Source organism: Variovorax sp. LARHSF232, from assembly GCF_052871435.1.
In genome coordinates this window covers 272183-291588 of the sequence record NZ_JBIXJS010000008.1, presented here as the reverse complement: position 1 = coordinate 291588, position 19406 = coordinate 272183, and the positions used below count along the sequence as shown (strand labels likewise).

10 protein-coding genes and 1 pseudogene are annotated in these 19406 nt (G+C 69.5%); 3 read left to right on the top strand and 8 right to left on the bottom strand.

The genetic code is table 11. The features are described from left to right. The first annotated feature begins 422 nt into the window (after positions 1-422). The 3 genes and pseudogenes from ACIPRI_RS20605 to ACIPRI_RS20595 form a co-directional block, all read left to right on the top strand. Positions 423-2126 carry a SpoIIE family protein phosphatase gene (locus ACIPRI_RS20605; RefSeq protein WP_446623328.1) on the top strand — a complete coding sequence of 568 codons (1704 nt, stop codon included), beginning with the start codon at positions 423-425 and terminating at the stop codon, positions 2124-2126. Then, on the top strand, positions 2123-4588 hold the full coding sequence (locus ACIPRI_RS20600; protein WP_446623327.1) for a response regulator: 2466 nt from the start codon (positions 2123-2125) through the stop codon (positions 4586-4588). Before ACIPRI_RS20605 ends, ACIPRI_RS20600 begins: the two co-directional genes overlap by 4 nt. 278 nt (positions 4589-4866) lie before the next feature. Further along, positions 4867-5327, top strand: a pseudogene (locus ACIPRI_RS20595) (hypothetical protein); the annotation flags it as partial. On the opposite strand, the gene recD reads toward ACIPRI_RS20595, so the two are convergent. The 8 genes from recD to ACIPRI_RS20555 form a co-directional block, all read right to left on the bottom strand. Continuing rightward, complete coding sequence (gene recD, locus ACIPRI_RS20590; protein WP_446623326.1) at positions 5324-7492, bottom strand: exodeoxyribonuclease V subunit alpha; 2169 nt, start codon at positions 7490-7492, stop codon at positions 5324-5326. The pseudogene ACIPRI_RS20595 and the gene recD sit on opposite strands and share 4 nt — an antisense overlap. Beyond that, the gene (gene recB / locus ACIPRI_RS20585; protein WP_446623325.1) at positions 7489-11280 is read right to left on the bottom strand and encodes an exodeoxyribonuclease V subunit beta; all 3792 of its coding nucleotides are present in this window, start codon (positions 11278-11280) and stop codon (positions 7489-7491) included. The genes recD and recB overlap by 4 nt, the downstream gene beginning before the upstream one ends. After that, complete coding sequence (recC, locus tag ACIPRI_RS20580) at positions 11277-14831, bottom strand: exodeoxyribonuclease V subunit gamma (protein ID WP_446623324.1); 3555 nt, start codon at positions 14829-14831, stop codon at positions 11277-11279. Before recC ends, recB begins: the two co-directional genes overlap by 4 nt. A 55-nt stretch (positions 14832-14886) precedes the next feature. After that, positions 14887-15363: a GAF domain-containing protein gene (locus tag ACIPRI_RS20575; RefSeq protein ID WP_446623323.1), complete on the bottom strand. Its 477-nt coding sequence runs from the start codon at positions 15361-15363 to the stop codon at positions 14887-14889. Between the two features lie 138 nt (positions 15364-15501). After that, complete coding sequence (locus tag ACIPRI_RS20570) at positions 15502-15981, bottom strand: VOC family protein (RefSeq protein WP_446623342.1); 480 nt, start codon at positions 15979-15981, stop codon at positions 15502-15504. A gap of 141 nt (positions 15982-16122) precedes the next feature. Next, positions 16123-17121, bottom strand: coding sequence for a Bug family tripartite tricarboxylate transporter substrate binding protein (locus ACIPRI_RS20565; RefSeq protein ID WP_446623322.1), 999 nt, complete (start codon positions 17119-17121; stop codon positions 16123-16125). A 32-nt stretch (positions 17122-17153) separates the two neighbouring features. Then, positions 17154-18149, bottom strand: a complete 996-nt coding sequence (locus ACIPRI_RS20560; RefSeq protein WP_446623321.1) for a hydroxymethylglutaryl-CoA lyase — start codon at positions 18147-18149, stop codon at positions 17154-17156. Then, positions 18146-19381, bottom strand: a complete 1236-nt coding sequence (locus ACIPRI_RS20555; RefSeq protein ID WP_446623320.1) for a CaiB/BaiF CoA transferase family protein — start codon at positions 19379-19381, stop codon at positions 18146-18148. The genes ACIPRI_RS20560 and ACIPRI_RS20555 overlap by 4 nt, the downstream gene beginning before the upstream one ends. Positions 19382-19406 lie beyond the last annotated feature (25 nt).

Sequence of the window (19406 nt, the reverse complement as noted above, 5' to 3'; positions counted from 1 at the left end):
CAAGGCGTGCGGATTCGGCCAGCCACTGGTCCACCTCTCGGTAGCTCGAATGATCCCGGAAGATGACACGACATTGAGGGACCGCTTTCTGGCAGCGAATTCGTCGCTTCGGTTGACCGGATTGGGCCCGATTGCGACGGTCGGGCATCGCGACTTAAGGACCGCAATCAGTCTAAAGCCGCCCTTGAAATGCCGCAGCATGACTGTGCCTGACAGGTGTGCTCGCTCTAGTACCTCAGTTCACTGCCCTCGCGAACGTCGGAGCTCTCAGCTGATGCTGTTTTCCTCAGACTGTCGCCGCTGCCAGGAAGTCGTCTGAATGCGGCCTCGCCGCCGCTGCCGATCGACTCAGTAGCTTGCTATCGCGCCCGCCGGCTCGGAGAATTCATCCTTGCACGGCACTCCAGCTGCTAGAGGATGTGATGAACCTCGATCCTGTGCCTCCTGTTGCACTGGTGGTGGACGACGAGCCGGTGGCCCGCCTGATGGTGAAGCTGACACTCGAAAAGCTCGGCTGCGCTCCGGTCCTGGAGGCAGGCGATGGAATTGCCGCCCAGGAGGTCCTGCGCCAGCGCCCGGACGTCGCCCTGGTGCTGACGGACATCATGATGCCGCGGATGGACGGCCTGGAACTGCTGCGCTGGGGACGCGATGCAGTGCCGGACGCCACGTGGATCGTCCTTTCGGGGCTGGAAACCTTCGACTCGGCGGTGGCCGCGATCCGGCTGGGGGCGTTCGACTTCCTGCCGAAGTCGCCGCGCACAGAAGAGATGGGGGTCGCGGTGCGAAACGCGCTCGAGCGGCGGCAACTCCTGGCCGAGCGCGAGCGCCTGCACCAGGAACTGCAGCGCAAGGTCCGCGAACTCGAGGAGACCTCCGAAGTCCTGCGACGCGACCTTGAGCGGGCCGAGGTCATCCAGCGCGCCTTGCTGCCGCGCAGCCCGCCCCCCATGGAGGGTTACTGCATCCAGGCGCTCTACCGGCCGGGGCAGCATGTCGGCGGTGATCTCTACGACGTGGTCCGGCTGGGCGAGCGGCACCTTGCCTTCTATCTGGCCGACGCCACCGGACATGGCGTGACCTCGGCGATGCTCTCGGTGCTGTTCAAGCAGCGGCTGGTCCTGGTGGACCCGGCAACAGGCCTTGCGCTACCGCCAGCGGAGGTATTGGCCGCGGTGAACCGCTCGATCTGCGAGGCACACGCCTCGCCGGGACTGTTCTTGACGGCCGTCTTCGGCCTGCTGGACACCTCGGATGCGAGCCTCACGCTGGCCTCGGCAGGCCATCCGCCCGTGCTGCACGCACGCGACGGCCGGGAAACGCGCCTGATCCGCCGCACCGGACCCGCGCTTGGGCTGGCGCCGGACGCGCACTTCCGGCAGGAGCGTCTCCAGCTCCTGGCGGGCGACCGGATCCTCCTTTACACCGATGGGCTTCTGCCCTCCGGGTCAGAGCGCGAGCTGGAATTGCTGCAGCAGGTGCTCGCCAAGCCACTTTCCAGTGCGCAGGAAGTGATGGCGGATCTTCAAGGTAGCGCGCCGGCGGGGGCGGACCGGGATGACGTGACCATCCTGCTCATCGACGCGCACGCGGGCGCCTCCTGGTTCGACAATGGCGCCGAACTGCCCGCGGCAGCCGCATCCGGCGCGCCGCGGCCGGAGGGCGAGGTGGTGTTCTACGGCGAAACCTTAGCTGCCGCCTACCTTGCGCTGCGCGGCCGGGCCAGCTGGATGCATTGCGACGCCTTCCATGAAACGGCGCTGGCCGTGCTGGACGCAGGGCGCCCCCTGGTGCTGGAGCTCTCCGGCTGCGAGTACATGGACAGCACCTGCCTGGGCACGGTGCACGAGCTGGTCGCCCGGGGCGGCGTGGTACTCGCGGGGGTGACGCCGGCCGTGCGCGCCCTGTTCGAGGAGCTGAGCATGCAGCAGGTGCTGGCGGCGATCCGCGAGGATGTTTCCGCCGCGCCCGAGCTCTACGCGCTGGGTACGGGGGGCGACCAGGCCGTGGTGCAGAAGCGGATCCTGCACGCGCACGAGGCCCTCTCCGCGCTGAGCGAACGCAACCGCGAGGAGTTCAAGGACGTCGTCGAGTCACTGCGTGGCGAGCGGGACGGACAGAGATGACCGTCGCCATTCGCGTGCTGCATCTCGAGGACGACCCGGCCGATGCGCAGCGCATCGGGGCCGGGCTGCAGGCCGAGAATCTGAACTGCGACATCACGTGGGTTCGAACCCGGGAGGACTTCATCGCCGCCCTGCAGCGGCAAGCCTTCGACCTAGTGCTGTGCGACTACGAAGTTGGCGGCGTGGCGCTGCTGCAGCAGGCGCTGGCGCAGCAGCCGGAGCTTCTGCTGATCGTGATTTCCACCGGGATGTTGACCGAGGAAGAGGCGGTCGATTGCATGAAGGCCGGCGCCACGGACTACGTCCTCAAGCAGCGCTTGCGCCGGCTGGGTTTCTCGGTGCGGCGAGCGATCGCCGAACGGCAGCATATGGCGGCGCTGCGCCGGGCGGAAGAAGACCTGCGGGCCCTGAACGCCGACCTGGAAGCGCGCGTTCACCTTCGCACCGCCGAGCTGGAAACAGCCAATGCGTTCCTCAACTCGGTGATTCAGCACATCCCCTATCACGTCATCGTCAAGAACGCCCTCGACCTGAAGCTCGTCCGCGTCAACCGCGCCCTCGAGGAATTGACGGGGCGCAGCCAGCAGGAGTTGCTCGGCAAGACGGTTCACGACTTCGTCAGTTCCACAGAGGAGGCCGACTTCTTCACGGCCAAGGACAAGGAGGCGCTGGCGCTGGGCCGGGAAGTGGACATCCCCGAGGAGACCCTGCATGCGCACGACGGGAGCGTGCGCGTCCTGCATGCGAAGAAGATTCCGATCCTCGACGAGGCCGGCCAGCCGCGCTATTTGCTGACCATCTCGGAAGACGTGACGGAAAGGAAGAAGAAGGAGCGCGAGATCGAGCGGCTGAACGCGGCCCTGGCGCAGCGCAGCGCCGAGGTGGAAGCCGCCAACCGCGCCAAGAGCACCTTCCTGGCCACCATGAGCCACGAGATCCGGACGCCCATGCACGGCATGCTGGGCATGCTGGAACTCCTGAGCCTGACCGAGCTGGACGCCGAGCAGCGCGAGACGCTCGGGCTGGTGCGGGAATCGAGCCGGTCGCTGCTGCGCATCATCGACGACATCCTCGATTTCTCGAAGATCGAGGCCGGCAAGCTAGAGGTCCGCCCCGAAGTCGTCTCGGTCAAGCGCCTGATCGAGGAGGTGCAGAGCATCTACCTGGGCAATGCCAGCAGCAAGGGCCTGATCGTGCGCCGGATGGTCGACCCGCGCATCAGTCCGGCGCTGCGGGTCGATCCGGTGCGCCTGCGCCAGATCCTCAACAACTTCGTCAGCAACGCGATCAAGTTCACCTCCGAGGGATGGATCGACATCAACGTGCAATGGCTAGGGCGCTCGGAGGGGCAGGAAAACCTGCGCTTCGAGGTGAAGGACACCGGCATCGGCATCTCGCCCGAGGACCAGCAGCGCCTGTTCCAGCCCTTCAGCCAGGCCGACGGTGACGAGGCGCGGCGGCGGCCGGGCGGTACCGGCCTGGGACTGGTCATCGCCCGCCAGCTGTCGCAGATGATGGGTGGCTCGATCAGCCTGGAAAGCGAGTCGGGCAAGGGCACGACGATGACCCTGGAATTGACGCTGCCGGTCGCCGAACCCCTTCCGGGCAGCGGCGACAGCGCGCGCGCGCTCCCGGCAACCATGGCCATGCGCCGCACGGCTCCCGGCACCGCGCAGGCCGAGATGGAAGGAACGCTGGTGCTGCTGGCGGATGACCACCCCGTCAACCGCTTGTTGCTCCTGCGCCAGGTGCGAACGCTGGGCTATGCTGCCCAGACTGCCGACGACGGAGTCCAGGCCCTGGAGATGTGGAAGTCGGGCCACTTCGGGCTGGTCATCACCGACTGCCACATGCCCCGCATGGACGGCTACGAACTGGCGCGTAGCATCCGCGCTCTGGAATCCGACACGGGGCGCGAACGCGTGCCGATCGTCGCCTGCACCGCCAACGCGCTGCAGGGAGAGGCCGAGGCGTGCTTGGCCGCCGGCATGGACGATTTCCTGGTCAAGCCGGTGGAACTTGCGCAGCTGATCGAGAAGCTCGATCGATGGCTGCCGCTTCCCCAAGCCCCCTCGCCGCCCGCCGCTCCCGCCGGATCAAGCCCGAAGGCCGCCCCCGCCGCCAGCCCGATCGACCAAGCGCTCCTCACGGCGACGTGCGGCGGCGACGCGTCGGTGGTGGGCGAAGTTCTTGCGGCCTTTCGACGAACCTGCGAGGACGACTCGGCCAGACTCAGGCAGGCGGTGGCCGTCGACGACGTCGCCCAAGTCACCCAGTTCGCCCATCGCATGGCGGGCGCCAGCAAGATGGTCGGTGCGCTCGCGTTCGCAGCCGCATGCGAGAACATCGAGCGCGCCAGCCGCGTCGGCGACTGGAAGGCGGTTCTCGCAGGCATGTCGGCGTTCGAGCCGGAACGGATGCGCCTGGCTGCCTATTTGGAGGGTCGCAAGGACATGGCGTGAGTTTGTGCGGTGAACTCGTAAGGAACCTTGCAACCGGGATGCCTACGGCAGCTGGGCTCCTACAGGCCGCAGGGCGGATGAGTTTGCTGCGAAAGTCGCCTATGCAGCGGTTCCGGCCTTTCCCGGCCGCGCAGTGACCTCACGCTGTGAGGCCAAATCCGGACATCCCGCCCCTGATGCGAAATCTCGCCTCTACATTGCGGCCGCCCAGGAAATGGCTGGAACCTGCGCTTTCTGCATTTGCGAGAAACAGGTTCTGCAGGCCCAGAATCGACGCGCACTGGAGCACGCGCACGCTGGCGGGCGAGACGGGTATCAGCAAGAGCACGGTTGCGCGCTACTTGCAAGCCTTCCAGCTCAAGCCACATCGAGTGGAGAGCTTCAAGCTGTCCACCGATCCACTGTTCATCGAGAAGTTGCGCGACGTGGTGGGGCTGTATCTGAATCCACCCGAGAACGCTCTGGTGCTGTGCGTGGATGAGAAGAGCCAGTGCCAGGCGCTGGAGCGCACACAACCGATGCTGCCGATGGGACTGGGCTACGTGGAAGTTGTCACCCATGACTACGTGCGTCATGGCACGACCACGCTTTTTGCGGCGCTGAACGTGCTCAATGGAGCGGTGCTGGCCAGCTGCAATACAACGAAAACTGCAAGCCGTTCACCTGGACCGCCACCGCCGATTCAATCCTTGGGAAACTCGCCCGGCTCTGCGGGCGAATTGCTGGGACAGGACACTAGGCCGGGTTGGACAGGGCCAAGCCGCCGACTCGCTCCACGCGCTTTTCCGCCGCTGCCAGCACCACCTCGCGCGACGCCGCCAGGGTGAACCAGTGGCGCGCGCGCGTGATGCCGGTGTAGACCAGTTCGCGCGTCAGCACCGGGCTGGCGCGCTCGGGCAGGAGCAATGCGGCGTGGCTGAATTCCGAGCCCTGCGACTTGTGCACCGTCATGGCAAACACCGTCTCCACCGCGCGCAGGCGGCTGGGCAGCACCCAGCGGATGCCGCCGGGATGATCCGCGTCGGCAAAGGCCACCCGCAGCCGCCGCTGCGTCCCGGCTGGCGCATCGCCGGTCAGTGGGGCTAGGGGGCCGAAGGGCGCGGCCAGCGCCACGCCGACGTCGCCGTTCATCAGCCCGAGCGCGTAGTCGTTGCGCGTCACCAGCACCGGCCGGCCGGCATACCAGCCGCCCTGCTCCGGCTCCAGCAGGCCCTCGGCGCGCAGCAGGCCGGCAATCTTCGGGTTGAGGCCCGCTACACCTTGGGGCCCGCCGCGCAGCGCGCACAAGAGCTGGAACTGGCCGAGCGCGGCCAGCACTTCGCGCGCCCAGGCATCGTGCGCCTCCTCGCGCGCGTCGGCCTCCGGCTGGCGCGCGCGCATCAGGCGCAGGTAGTGGCCGTAGCCGACCGGCGGGGCCACCGGCTTGCCGCCTTCTCCATCTTCCATGCGTCCCTTGCCATGGCCGGCAAAGCCTTCGGGCGCACCATCCACCACCAGGCGTCGCAGCGCGGCATCGGCAAGTGCGCCCTGCTGCAGCAGCGATGGCGCCGACAGGTCGGCATGGCCCTGCGCCAGCACCTGCGCCACCTGCGCGGCGTCGCCGCTGTTGACGGCTTCCGCCAGCCGGCCGATGCCGCTGTCGGCACCGAAGCGGTAGCTCACGCGCAGCTTGACCACCGCCTGGTCCAGCGGGTGGCCTTTCGCATCGCGCAGCCGGGCATCGATCCGCTCGCCGGTCACGTCCTGCAGCCATTGCAGCGTTGCGTCGTCGTAGTGGCCGGCATCGGCGCGCTGGCACAGGTCGCCAAGCACGGCGCCGGCTTCCACCGAGGCCAGCTGGTCCTTGTCGCCCAACAGGATGAGGCGCGCATGCGGCCGCAGCGCCGCGAGCACCGAGGCCATCATCTCCAGATCCAGCATGGAGGCTTCGTCCAGCACCAGCACGTCCAGCGGCAGCGGATTGCGCGCGTCGTGGCGGAAGTGGCGCGTGTCCGGCCGGCTGCCCAGCAGGCGGTGCACCGTGCTCACGGTGGTGGGAATGGCGGCGCGCAGCGCGTCACCGTCCGTCAGGCCGTCCAGCGGCAGGCCGGCCACTGCACCGCCAATGGATTCGGACAACCGCGCCGCCGCCTTGCCGGTGGGCGCAGCCAGGCCGATGCGCAGGCGCGTGCCTTCGGGCGACGACAAGGCCAGATGCTGCAGCAGCGCCAGCAGGCGCACCACCGTGGTCGTCTTGCCGGTGCCGGGGCCGCCGGTGACGATGCTGAAAGCCTGGCGCGCCGCCAGGGCGCAGGCGATCTTCTGCCAGTCGGTGCCGGCGCTGCCATCGCTATCGCCAGTTCGGCGGCGCGGGAACAGCAGGGCCAGCGTTGCCGCGAGCGTCGCCTGCGCCGCGGGCTGCGCAGCGGCCGTCGGCGTGGCAACGCGGCGCGCCACCTCGGCACGCACCGACTGCTCGTACTGCCAATAGCGGCGCAGGTAGAGCCGGTGCCCGCTGCGCACCAGCGGCGTGGCGCCGGCGCCCTGGCCGACGAGGTCCGGCTGGGCATCGAGGGCCGCGCGCCAGCGTTCCAGTGTCACTTCGGCAAGCAAGGCGGTGGGAGGCGACGGCGGCAGCGCGCCCTCCTTCGTCGCGGGCGTGCCTTCGGGCGGCAGCGACAGCGCGCGGCCGGCGTCCTGCAAGGCTCTTTGCAGGTCCAGGCAGGCATGGCCGCGCCCCAACTGGTGGCTGGCCAGCGCCGCACCCAGGATCAGCAGCGGATCGGCAGCGGGCGCCAGGCGCGACAGGAAGGCGGCAAAGCTGCGGTCCAGCGCGCGCAGCCAGCCGGCATCGACCCAGCGGTCCAATTCGGCGAACAGCGGCGCGTGCTGCGCCGCCAGCGGTCCAAGGAAAATGGCGCTCATAGGTCCAGCTCCAACTGCCCCTTGGGCCGTGGCTGCGGCCGCGGGCGGACACCGCGGAACAAATCGTCCAGCGCATCCATCAGTGCGCGCGGCGGCCGCTCCACGTGCAGGCCTTGCCCCAGCGCCGCATGGCCGCGCAGGAACAGGTACGCGGCCCCGCCGACGTGGCGCTCGTAGTCGTAGTCCGGCAGGCGTGCGCGCAGCAGGCGGTGCAGCGCGAACAGGTACAGCACGTACTGCAGCTCGTAGCGATGCGCCAGCACCTGCTCGCGCAAGGCGGCCGGGTGGTAGTCGGCATCGCGCGGGCCCAGCCAGTTGGACTTGTAGTCGGCCACGTAGTAGCGGCCCTCGTGCTCGAACACCAGGTCGATGTAGCCCTTGAGCATGCCGTGCACCTGTTGCGGCTGCAGCGGCGGGCGCGCCGCGCCGCCCAGGGTGTGGCGGCACACCAGCGCATCCAGCGCACGCGTATCGACCTGCTGCGCGGCAAACAGGAACTCCATTTCGATCTGCACGCGCGCCAGCGCCGCCGGTGCCACCGGCGACTTCGCGCCGAGCGCGCGCAGATCGAGCGGCGCCGCCAGCCAGCCCCGCAGCCAGGCCGCGAGCGGCTCGGCCCAGGCGCTCCAGTCGCTCTGCTGGCAGCGGCGCGCCACCAGTGCGGCCAGCTCGGCCTGCAGCGCCGCATCGGCATGCACCTTGGCAAAGCCCTGGCGGCCGACCCACTCCAGCAGGCCGTGCAGGAAGCTGCCGGGGCCGGCGCCGCGGGGAAATTCATGCAGGCTGCCACCGGCGAGCGCATCGGCCGGCACGGCCACGGTGCCCGGCTGCTCGCCCGCGCTGCTGTCGGCGTAGATGTCCTCGGCGGCGCTGGAGGGCGCCGTCTCGATGAGCGGGCGTTCCAGCGCGTCCTCGATCTCGTCGTCCGGCGCGTGGGCAGCCGCCTGCCGCAGCGCCGAATAGCTGGCGATCCACCAGCGTTCGCGCGGGCCCGAGGGCAAGGCAGGCGCCGGCGCCGCCTGCTGCTGGCTCAGCGCCGGCAGGTACGGCGTGTCCTGCGGCGCCGGGGCCGGCTGCACAGCGATGGCATCGCAGCCCTGCGCCAGTTCGTCCAGGGCCTGCCGCAGGGCCGGCGGCGGCAGCGGCAGGCCGCCGCCCAGCAAATAGCCCAGGGCGCTGCGCTCCAACTTGTCCTGCGGCGCCACGCCGATCCAGGTGGCGTAGCGGGCGCGGGTCAGGGCGACGTAGAGCTTGCGCAGGTCTTCGCCGAGCCGCTCCTGGTCCATGCGCGCGGCCGCTTCCTCGTCCGGCTCCAGCGACACCTGCAAGACGCCGTCGGCGTCGTGCCACTTGAGCGGCAGCTCGCTCGCCTTCTGCGCGCGAAAGCTGGTGGCGAAGGGCAAGAACACCAGCGGGAACTCCAGCCCCTTGGACTTGTGCACGGTGATGACCTTGACCAGGTCGGCATCGCTTTCCAGGCGCAGGCGCCGCGCATCGGTGTCGGCGCTGGCAAAGGCGCTGTCTTCACGCTGCTCGGCCAGCCAGCGGATCAACGCATGCTCGCCGTCGAGCTGGGTGCTGGCCTGCTGCAGCAGCTCGGCGAGGTGAAGCAAGTCGGTCAGGCTGCGCTCGCCGGCCTGTGCCAGCAGCCGCTGCGGCACCTCGAAGTCGTGCAGCAGGTGGCGCAGCATGGGCAGCACGCCCTGGCGCCGCCACATCTGCTGATAGCGGCGAAACTGCAGCACGCGCGCTTCCCAGGCCAGTTCGTCGCGGTTGAGCTGGTCCAGCGCGTCCCAGCCAAGGCGCAGGGTCGCGCTGCCCAGCGCGGCGCGCAGGGGCCGATCGTCCTCGGGTTCGGCGCAGGCCAGCAGCCAGCGCTGCAGGTCCGCGGCGACGGCGCTCTGGAACACCGACTCCTGGTCCGACAGGTAAACGCTGCGCACGCCGCGCTCGTCCAGGGCCTGGCGCACGGCACGCGCCTCGCGGCCGCTGTTGACCAGCACCGCCACATCGCCCGCCTGCACCGGGCGCAACTCGCCCTCGCTGTCCAGGAAGCCGGCCTGCCCGCCGGTGCCGGCATTGAGCAGGCGCACGATTTCGGTCGCGCAGGAGGCGGCCAGCGCGCGCTGGGCATCGCCCTTGCCGGCAGCGCCGTCCTTCTCTTCTTCCTCGTCCAGGGTCCAGCAGGTGAGCGCGGGCGCCTCTTCGCCGTCCACGCACCAGCGCGCGCCGCGTCCGCGCGCCTGCACGTCGACGAAGGGCAAGGGGTTGTCGCCGCCGGGGCCGCGAAACAGGAAGGCGCCCTGCCCGCCCGGCCGGTCCTCGGCCTGCAGGAACACGTGGTTGACCGCGGCCACCATGCCCCCGGTCGAGCGGAAGTTGGTGCCCAGCGTGCTGTGGCGGCCCGCGGTGTCGCGCCGCGCCGCCAGGTAGGTGTAGATGTCGGCGCCGCGAAAGGCGTAGATGGCCTGCTTCGGATCGCCGATCAGCACCAGGGCCGTGTCCGCTTCGTTCGAGGCAACGCGGTAGACCGCGTTGAAGATGCGGTACTGCAGCGGGTCGGTGTCCTGGAACTCGTCGATCAGCGCCACCGGAAACTGCTGGCGGATCAGCGCCGCCAGGCGTGTGCCGTTGGGACCCTGCAGCGCAGCATCGAGGCGCGTCAGCAGTTCGTCAAAGCCCATCTGCGCGCGGCGCGCCTGTTCGGCGCCGAAGCGCTCGTTGATCCATTGCGCGGCGTGGCGCAGCAACGCGGCACGGCCGTTGGGCAGTGCGCCGATGCGCTGCTTGAGCGTGCGCATGTCCTCCAGCGCCGGATGCGCCGGAACGGGCACGCCCTGCTTGAAGACTTCTTCCAGCCCCTCGGGCGTGAGACGGGTCCAGCCGGTGCTGTCCGGCGGCAGCGGCTCGATGGCATCGCCTTGCGCCCACAGGCGCAGGCCATCGAGCCAGGGCATGAAGTAGCGGGACTGCAGGCGGCGTCCGTCGACCTGCTTGGCGGCGATCGCTCGCTCCAGCAGCAGATGCAACTCGTCGGCCCAGGCCTGCCAGGGCGCCTTCAGCACGGCCAGGGCATGCTGCACGTCCCGCCGCGCCTGCCCCAATGCCTGCGCTGGCGGCTGGCCGCCGCCCAGTGCGTCGCCCAGCAGCCGCAGCTTCTCGATCTCGTCGCGCAGGGCCTCGGGCCTCACCCACCAGCCACGCACCTGCTGCGCATCTTCGAGCGAGAGCGGCGTGAAGAAGGTGCGCCAGTAGTCGCGCACGCTTTCCGTCAGCAGTTCGCGCTGATCGGTTTCCAGGGTCTGGCTGAACAGGGCGCCGCTGTCGAAGGCATGCTCGCGCAGCATGCGGTTGCACCAGCCGTGAATGGTGGAGACCGCAGCCTCGTCCATCCACTCGGCGGCCAGCCGCAAGCTGCGCGCACAGAGGGCCCATTGCGCCGGCGGGAAATCGGCGCGCAGATCGTGCAGCAGGTCCTCGCCAGGCGGGCGCTGCGCCACCTCGGCCGGATCGGCCAGAAAGGCTTGCGCGGCTTCTGCCAAACGGGCGCGGATGCGGTCACGCAGCTCCTTGGTCGCCGCTTCGGTGAAGGTGACGACCAGGATCTCGGGCGGCGTCAACGGCCGGATGAAGCCGGCTTGGCCGCCGCCATGGCCCAGCACCAGGCGCAGATAGAGCGCAGCGATGGTGAAGGTCTTGCCGGTGCCGGCGCTGGCCTCGATCAGCTGGCTGCCGCGCAGGGGCAGGGTCAGCGCGTCCAGCAAGCGCGGCGCGTTCTCAGTGCTCATTGCCCCTGCTCCCTCGGCGGCTTGCCGACCGCTTGGCAAAGGGGCTGCAGCAGCGCTGCTGCCCATTGCGCGAACTTGCCGTCATTCCACAGCACGTGGAAGTTGGCGAAGGCGCGCGCCAGGTAGTCGTTGTCCTCGCGCTCGGCACGCCGGCCAAAACGCGGGTCGTGGTCTTCGAAGGTGGCGCGCGCGGCCTCGAAAGCCACCGGGAAAGCCACCGCGTTGTCGGCGTCCAAGGCGCTGCCGCCCTTGTCGATCCAGGCGAGCGCGCTTTGCAGGGCCAGCGGCAGCGGCCGGTGCAGACCCTTCTGCCAGGCGTCCAGCAAGGCTTGCCAATGCTCGCGTGCCTGCGCCGGCGGCAGTGGCTGCAAGGTCACGCTGCCCGCCTTGCTGACGATGATGGTGGTGATCGGATGGCCCGCGACATGCGCCGCCAGGTGCGCCACCCAGAAAGGCACCACCCGGTCGCGCCGGTAGCTGCGGCCCTTCACCAGGCTGCCACTGTCCAGCAGCAGCCGGCAGCGCTCGCCGCTGTCGCTGGCGCGCAGCGCCCCCAGCCAGTCGACCAGTCGCAGCGATTCGTCCTCGATGCCGGCCGGCAGATGGTCCAGCGCCTCGTCGGGCAGCAGGTGCGGCCAGTGCGCCAGCGCCTTGGCGTATTCGCCGAACATCTTGTCCATGGGCTCGGCCAGCTCGTCCTGCACCAATGCGCCGAACTGGCCGTCGGGCAGTTCGCCGCGGCGCGCCATGCGGGTCAGCTCGGCGTGCATCACGGCTTCGCGCGCTTCCAGCGATGCGGTCTGGGCGCGGATCAGTTCGTCCTGCAGCCGCCAGTTCTGCAGCGCGTCGAGCTGGAAGGGCTCCTGGTCCTCGCCCACCGGGTCGTCGCCCTCGAAGTAGATGCCCAGGCGCAGGCGGCAGAAGCTGCGCGCCGGGTTGCGCAGGAAATCGCTCAGGTGGCGCAGGGTCAGCGGACCCTCGAAGGTCCAGGGCGCCAGCGGTAACGGTGGTGCGGCGGCGGCATCCGGCGGCGCGGCCATGCCGGCGCGCCATTCGTGCGCATGGCTGAACAGGCGGTCATCCTCGCCAACATGGAAGTAGGCCGGATCGAAGGGTTGCAGGCGATGCTCGATGGTCAGCGCCTGCAGCAGCCGCTCACCGGCGTCCTGCTGCGTCAGCGCCTCGTCGCCGGCCAGTCGCCAGCCGCTGGCCAGCTGGTCGCGCAGCTGCGCCACCAGCACCGAGGGCGGGCGCTCCGAATGGTCGTGGATGCTGCGCCCGACCCAGCTGATGTGCAGGCGCTCGCGTGCCGACAGCAGCGCTTCGAGAAAGAGGTAGCGGTCGTCCTCGCGGCGCGAACGGTCGCCGGGCCGGTAATCCTGGCCCATCAGGTCGAAGTCGGCCGGGGCGCGGGTGCGCGGGTAGTCGCCGTCGTTCATGCCCAGGAGCGCCACCACGCGAAAGGGAATGGCGCGCATCGGCATCAGGGTGGCAAAGGTGACGCTGCCGGCGAAGAAGGGTTGGTTCAGGGTCGGCTGGTCGAGCTGCGCCAGCCAATGCTCGCGCACCACCGCCAGCGGCAGCGCCTCGGCATCCAGGCGGGCGCTGGCGCAGGCATCGAGCCAGGCCTGCAGAGCAGATTCGAGCCGGCGCAGGGTGAAGCCGTCGGCATCGGCCTTCGCGTCGAAGAAATCGGCCAGCAAGGCGCGCAGCCGCGCGCCCCACTCCAACGGCGTAGCAGGCGTGGCCAGTACGCGCCAATGGCTTTCCAGGGTGGCCAGCAGCTCCACCAGCGGCCCCAGCAGCGCGGCGTCGAGCCCGCCCACTTCGTCGAGCGGCTCGATGCCGGACCAGGCCTCGCCGCTGCCCACCGCATAGCCCAGCAGCATGCGCGCCAGGCCGAAATCCCAGCTGTTCTGCGCCGAGGCCTCGGGCAGGTCGAGCGCGCGGCGCTGCTCGGCATGCAGGCCCCAGCGGATATTGGCGGCGCGCACCCAGCGGTGCACGAGCGGCAGCTGGCTGGCGTCGATGCCAAAGCGCGCGCGCAAGGCGGGCACCTCCAGCCAATCGAGCACGTCGCTCATGGCGATGCGTGACTGCGGCAAGCCCAGCAGGCGCTCCAGCGCGCCCAGGAGCGGATCATGGTGGCGCTGCACCTGGTCGGCCACGCTGTAGGGAATGAAGCGCGCATCCTCGCGCGGCAGCAGGCCAAACACCGCCTGGATGTGCGGCGCATAGGCCGCCACGTCCGGCACCATCACGATGACGTCGCGCGGGCGCAGGGTGGCGTCGGCGGCGAAGGCGGCCAGCAGCTGATCGTGCAGCACTTCCACCTCGCGCTGCGGGCCGTGCGTGGCATGGAAGCGGATCGAGGCGTCGCGGCGCGCATCCAGCGCCGGCCACAGGGCGCGTGTCTCGGCCAGCGGACGCAGGTCGCGGATGTCGTCCTGCAGCTGGCGCAGCAGGCTGTCGCGCGGGTTGGCGTCGAAGCAGTCGATGCGCTGGCCGATGGCGGCCAGCTGCCTGGCATGCTGCGCGTGGGCCTCGTCGAACTGGTCGAGCAGGCGGATGAAGTCGCGGCCCTGCTTGCCCCAGGCCGCCAGCAGGGGCTGGGCATGCAGGTGCAGCTGCTCGTCGGGGATCTCGCCTTCGCTGCCGGGCCGGCGACGGCGGTGGTGCTGGCGCGAGCGGACCAGCTCGGCGCGCAGCAGGTCCTTGTCGGCCACGATGTGCGACCAGTCGTGCTCCGAGGGGTTGTGCACGCACATCAGCACCTGCACCCAATGGCCGAGCGCCGCCAGCACTTCCAGCGACTGCTGCGGCAGCGAGGAGATGCCGAACACGATCAGCCGGCGCGGCAGGCCGGCCGGGTGCTCACCGCCCTGCGTCATCTCCGCCACCCGGGCCAAAAAGCGCTGGTGCACCGCGGCGCGGCTGCTGGCGGCTTGCGCCTCGCCCACGTCCTCCTGCAGCGCGCGCCACAGGCGCGGTTGCCAGCGAAGTTCGGCCGGCACGGCCACGCGGCCGGTGCGGCTGCCGAGGATTTCATCCTGCCCCTGGGCCCAGGCCGCCAGCCAATCGGCCCGGTAGACCTGGTACTGATCGAACAGGTCGGCCAGGCGCTCGGCCAGCTGGTGGCGCTTGCGCAGGTCGGCGTCGTCGGCCAGGAAGCGGCGCAGCGGCGCGAACGCCTCTTCGCCCAGCAGCGCCGGCATGAGGCGCATCAGGCGCCACACCAGCAGCGACTTGTCGAAGGGCGATGCGGCCGGCACCGCATCGTGGCCCAGCACCGCGCGGTAGGCGCGCCAGATGAAGCTGGCCGGCAATTCGGTCGAAAGCGCGGCGGCGATGCCGGCCCCGCCCTCGCCCACGTCGCGCGCCAGCGAAAGCTTGAGCCACTGGGCCACGCCGTTGCTTTGCACCAGCACGCATTCGTCTTCCAGCGGCGCCAGCGGATGGCGCTGCATCCAGGCCAGCAGCAGGTCGCGCAGGGCCTCGGGGTGGTTGCCATGCACCACCATGAAGCCGGGGGGAAGAGATGAGGAATTCATTGGGCGCGACGAGTCTACGGCAGCGCCCATGGGGCCCTTGGGCCCCGCATGAAGATCAGGGCCGGCTCGGTGGCTGGCGTTCCAGTTGCTTCAGATGCCGGCCGAGCAGGCCCGCCGCGCTCTGCAGGAGTTCAAACTCCTCGTCTGGCAGCGGGAGGCTCTTCATGTCGAAGTGGCTCAGCGTTCCCCACAGCGACCCCTCGTCGCCGGTCGTCAAGGGGACGCTGTGGTAGGAGATGACGACCCCCTGGTAGGGGTTGCCGTCAAGCCTTCTGTCTTTCCGCGAATCCTCGGTTCGAAAGGCCTGGTCACGCAGCACGAACTGGCAGAAGCTGTGCTTGAACGGAACCGCCAGCAGGAAATCAGGACGGACCTGATCGAGCTTGTCGCACAGGAACATGTTGCGAAGAAGCTCGCCGTCAAAGCGGTAGATCGCGGTGTAGCGGTGCGGCACCCCCTGGTTCAGGTATTCCAGCGCCGCGTCCGGGCCGCCGCGCGTCAGGGCGGTGCGCAAGGCATCAAGTGAGCGCATGGTCTTTACTCCCACGGGGTTCGTGAGCATCTCGACCGCCGGCCGCCTGGACTGGCGCGCCGGCGTTGCTTCTGCGATCAACTATGGCAGGGGCGCGAGGCCTTGTCCATCGCCCATCGCGCGCCCGCCTGACCCCGCCTAGCCCCGCCGCGCCGCCTCGATCGTGGCAATGTCGATCTTCCCCATGGTCATCATCGCGTCGAACGCGCGCTTGGCTGCCGCGCGGTCCGGATCGTTGATGGCGCTGATGAGGGCGCGCGGCGTGATCTGCCACGACAAGCCCCACCGGTCCTTGCACCACCCGCATTCGCTTGCCTGGCCGCCATTGCCGATGATCGCGTTCCACAAGCGGTCGGTTTCGGCCTGGTCATCGGTCGCGATCTGGAAGGAGAAGGCCTCGCTGTGCTTGAAATGCGGGCCGCCGTTCAGCCCGATGCAGGGAATGCCGGCAACGGTGAACTCGACCGTCAGGACATCGCCCTGCTTGCCGTCGGGGTAGTCGCCCGGTGCGCGCATGACGGCGCCGACCGCGCTGTCGGGGAAGGTTTGGGCATAGAAGTTGGCAGCGTCGACGGCGTCGCCGTCGAACCACAGGCAGATCGTGTTCTTGCTGACCATTCGCGTGTCTCCTGAAGAAGCGTGGCGGGCCCGGAACCCGGCATGGGCCGGCGCCCAAAAGGCGCCAATCTGCTTCATTCCGGCGCCTTCGTCTGTCGGACGAAACCGACGCCTTGGGCCCTTTTGGGCTCAGGGCGGCGCTCAGTCCCCCTGGATCTTCGAAGCCTTGACGACCTCGCCCCAGCGCGCCAGTTCCGCCTTGCTGTAGTCGCCCAGCTTCTTTGGATCCATGTAGTCGGCCGCGGCACCTTGTTCGGCGGCCTTCTGCTGGAAGGCCGGCGAGGCGGTGATCCGGGCGATCTCGCCGGTCAGGCGGTCGACCACGGCCTGCGGCGTCTTGGCGGGCGCGAACAAGGCGAACCAGGAGGTGGCATCGAGCTTGGGCATGCCGGCCTCGGCGGTGGTCGGCACGTTGGGCAGCGAAGGAAGCCGCGTCTTTCCGGTGACCGCCAGCGCCCGCAGCTTGCCGGACTGGATGTGCTGCATGAAGGGCGGCGGCGTGCCGAAGGTCATGTCGACCTGGCCGCCCAGCAGATCCTGCAGCGCCGGGCCGGTGCCTTTGTAGGGCACGTGCGTGAGCTGCAGGCCGGCCTGCTGCTCCAGCATCGCGCCCGTCACATGCTGCAGCGAGCCGTTGCCCGACGACGCGTAGGTCAGCTTGCCCGGGTTGGCCTTGGCATAGGCGACCAGCTCGGCCAAGGTCTTGGCCGGAACGTCCTCGCGCACCACGATCACCTGCGGTGCGCTCAGCACGTTGGCCACGGGACGAAAGTCCTGTGCCGACCACTGCGGCTTTTGCTGGCTCACGTGCGGCGTGATCACGTGGTAGCCCGAGTACTGCATCAAGAGCGTGTAGCCGTTCGGCTCGGCGCGCTTCACCGCGATGGCAGCAATGGCACCGTTGCCGCCGGCCTTGTTGTCGACGACCACCGATTGGCCGAGCGCCTTGCCCAGCGGGTCCGCGAGCATGCGCGCCGAAATGTCCGTGGTGCCGCCGGGCGCGGCGGGCACCATCATGGTGATAGGCCGGTTTGGGTATGCATCGTCCGCCGTGGCCAGGCCCGTGGCGGCCGCGCCGGATGCTGCGATGAGCGCGGCGACCAGCGCGCGGCGAGTGAATGGGTGTCGTTGCAGTGCCATGGTTGTCTCTCTTTCTGTCGTGAATGGAAGTTTCAGTGGGCCGCGCGCGCCATCGCACGCTCGCGAATGGCGACGAAGTCGGCCGGTAGCGGATGCAGGTCGAGGCGCTGGCCGGCCTTGACGATCTGGCTCGGCGTGTCGTGGCCGACCAGGGCCGGCAGGCGCTTCGATGCGTCGATGAGGCGCGCCAGATCGACGCCGGTGTCGTAGCCCATCAGCTCGAGCGCATGGACGATCTCCTCGCTGCACACATTGCCGGTGGCACCCGGCGCGTAGGGGCATCCGCCGATGCCGCCGAGCGATGCGTCGAAGCGGTCGGCACCGGCGCCGATGCCCGCCAGCACGTTCGCCAGCCCCATGCCGCGCGTGTTGTGGAAGTGCAGCGTGAGCTCCGTGTGCGGCCAGCGCGCGCGAAAGGCGGTGGTGAGTGCCGCCACCTGCCCGGGAAAAGCCATGCCGGTGGTATCGCACAGCGTGACGCCGCCCGCGCCCATGTCGTCGACGAAGCGCGCGCACCAGTCGAGCACGGTGGCCACGGGCACGTCGCCCTCCATCGGGCAGCCGAACGCGCAGGAAAGCGACACGTTGACGCTCAGCTTGGCCGTGCGCGCCAGTGCGTTGACTTCCGACAACGCCGCGAAAGACTGGCCGCGCGTCATGCGCAGGTTGGCCAGGTTGTGGGTTTCGCTGGCCGACATGACCAGGTTCATCTCGTCCGCCAGCGCATCGATGGCGCGCTCGGCGCCGCGCAGGTTGGGCACCAGCGCGCTGTAGACCACGCCGGGCGCGCGCTCGATCTGCCGCAGCACCGCCTCGGCGTCGCGCAGGGCCGGGATCGCGCTGGGGGACACGAAGGCCGTCACCTCGATCTTGGCCATGCCGGCTTCCGACAGCGCATTCACGAGCGCGATCTTCTCCTCTGTCGGCACGAAGGCCTGCTCGGCCTGCAGGCCATCACGCGTGCCGACCTCCTGCATGTGGATGCGCTTGCCGGCACCGTCCCAGGGCGCGTCTTTTCTCGTGTTCATGCCACCACCTTCCTGCCGCGCAGCGCGGCGATGTCCTGCGTTGAAAAGCCGAGTTCGCCGAGCACCGCATCGGTGTCGTCGCCCAGGCGCGGCGCCGACGAGCGCACCGTGCCCGGCGTGCCCAGCAGCTTGGGCACCACGCCCGGCACGTCGACGACATGGCCGTCGCGCGTGGTCTGCGAAAGGATCATGTCGCGCGCCCGGTAGTGCGGGTCTTCGTCGATGTCCTTGGCGGTGTAGACCTTGCCGGCCGGCACCCTCGCCTCGCCCAGGAGCGCCAGCACATCGGTCACCGACCGGGCACGGGTCCAGGCCTCGATCGCCGCGTCGAGCTCTGCCACCCGGGCCACGCGGCCGGCGTTGCCAGCCAGCGCCGGGTCATTGCCCAGGTCCTCGCGGCCGATGGCCTGCATCAGCCGCTTGAAGATGCTGTCGCCGTTGCCGGCGACGAGTACGTAGCCATCGGTGCAGCGGTAGGCATTGGAGGGCGCGATGCCCGGCAGCGCGCTGCCGGCCGCCTCGCGCACCGCACCGAAGGCGCTGTATTCGGGCAGCAGGCTTTCCATCACGTTGAACACGGCCTCGTGCAGGGCCACGTCGATCACCTGCCCCTGGCCGCCATTGACCTTGCGGTGGTAGAGCGCCGTCAGGATGCCGATGGTGCCGTGCAGCGCGGCCAGCGTGTCGCCGATCGAGATGCCGCAGCGCACCGGCACGCGGCCCGGCTCGCCGGTGAGGTGGCGCAGGCCGCCCATCGCTTCGCCGATGGCGCCGAAGCCGGGCAGGTCGCGGTAGGGCCCGGTCTGGCCATAGCCCGAGATGCGCAGCATGACGAGCCCCGGGTTGAGCCTGGACAGCACGTCGTAGCCCATGCCCCAGCCTTCCAGCGTGCCGGGGCGAAAGTTCTCGATCAGCACGTCGGCATCGGCGATCAGCCGGCGGGCGATGTCCTGGCCTTCGCTGCTGCGCAAGTCGAGCGCGATGGAGCGCTTGTTGCGCGACTGGACCTGCCACCAGACGGAGGTGCCGTCCTGGAGCATGCGCCAGTTGCGCAATGGGTCGCCGGCGCCAGGCGCCTCGATCTTGATGACGTCGGCGCCGAATTCGCCCAGCGTCTTGCCGGCGAAGGGGCCGGCGATGAGCTGGCCCATCTCGATGACGCGCACGCCCTTCAGGGCAAGCGGCGTGGGGTGCGCCGGCGCATCGGGGCTGGGGGTGTTCTTTGAGCGCATGCAGGTCTCCTTGGAGTGCATGAAT

Coding starts and splice junctions, on each gene's coding strand:
- ACIPRI_RS20605 (WP_446623328.1), top strand. CDS start 423: ATGAACCTCGATCCTGTGCCTCCTGTTGCACTGGTGGTGGACGACGAG.
- ACIPRI_RS20600 (WP_446623327.1), top strand. CDS start 2,123: ATGACCGTCGCCATTCGCGTGCTGCATCTCGAGGACGACCCGGCCGAT.
- recD (WP_446623326.1), bottom strand. CDS start 7,492: ATGAGCGCCATTTTCCTTGGACCGCTGGCGGCGCAGCACGCGCCGCTG.
- recB (WP_446623325.1), bottom strand. CDS start 11,280: ATGAGCACTGAGAACGCGCCGCGCTTGCTGGACGCGCTGACCCTGCCC.
- recC (WP_446623324.1), bottom strand. CDS start 14,831: ATGAATTCCTCATCTCTTCCCCCCGGCTTCATGGTGGTGCATGGCAAC.
- ACIPRI_RS20575 (WP_446623323.1), bottom strand. CDS start 15,363: ATGCGCTCACTTGATGCCTTGCGCACCGCCCTGACGCGCGGCGGCCCG.
- ACIPRI_RS20570 (WP_446623342.1), bottom strand. CDS start 15,981: ATGGTCAGCAAGAACACGATCTGCCTGTGGTTCGACGGCGACGCCGTC.
- ACIPRI_RS20565 (WP_446623322.1), bottom strand. CDS start 17,121: ATGGCACTGCAACGACACCCATTCACTCGCCGCGCGCTGGTCGCCGCG.
- ACIPRI_RS20560 (WP_446623321.1), bottom strand. CDS start 18,149: ATGAACACGAGAAAAGACGCGCCCTGGGACGGTGCCGGCAAGCGCATC.
- ACIPRI_RS20555 (WP_446623320.1), bottom strand. CDS start 19,381: ATGCGCTCAAAGAACACCCCCAGCCCCGATGCGCCGGCGCACCCCACG.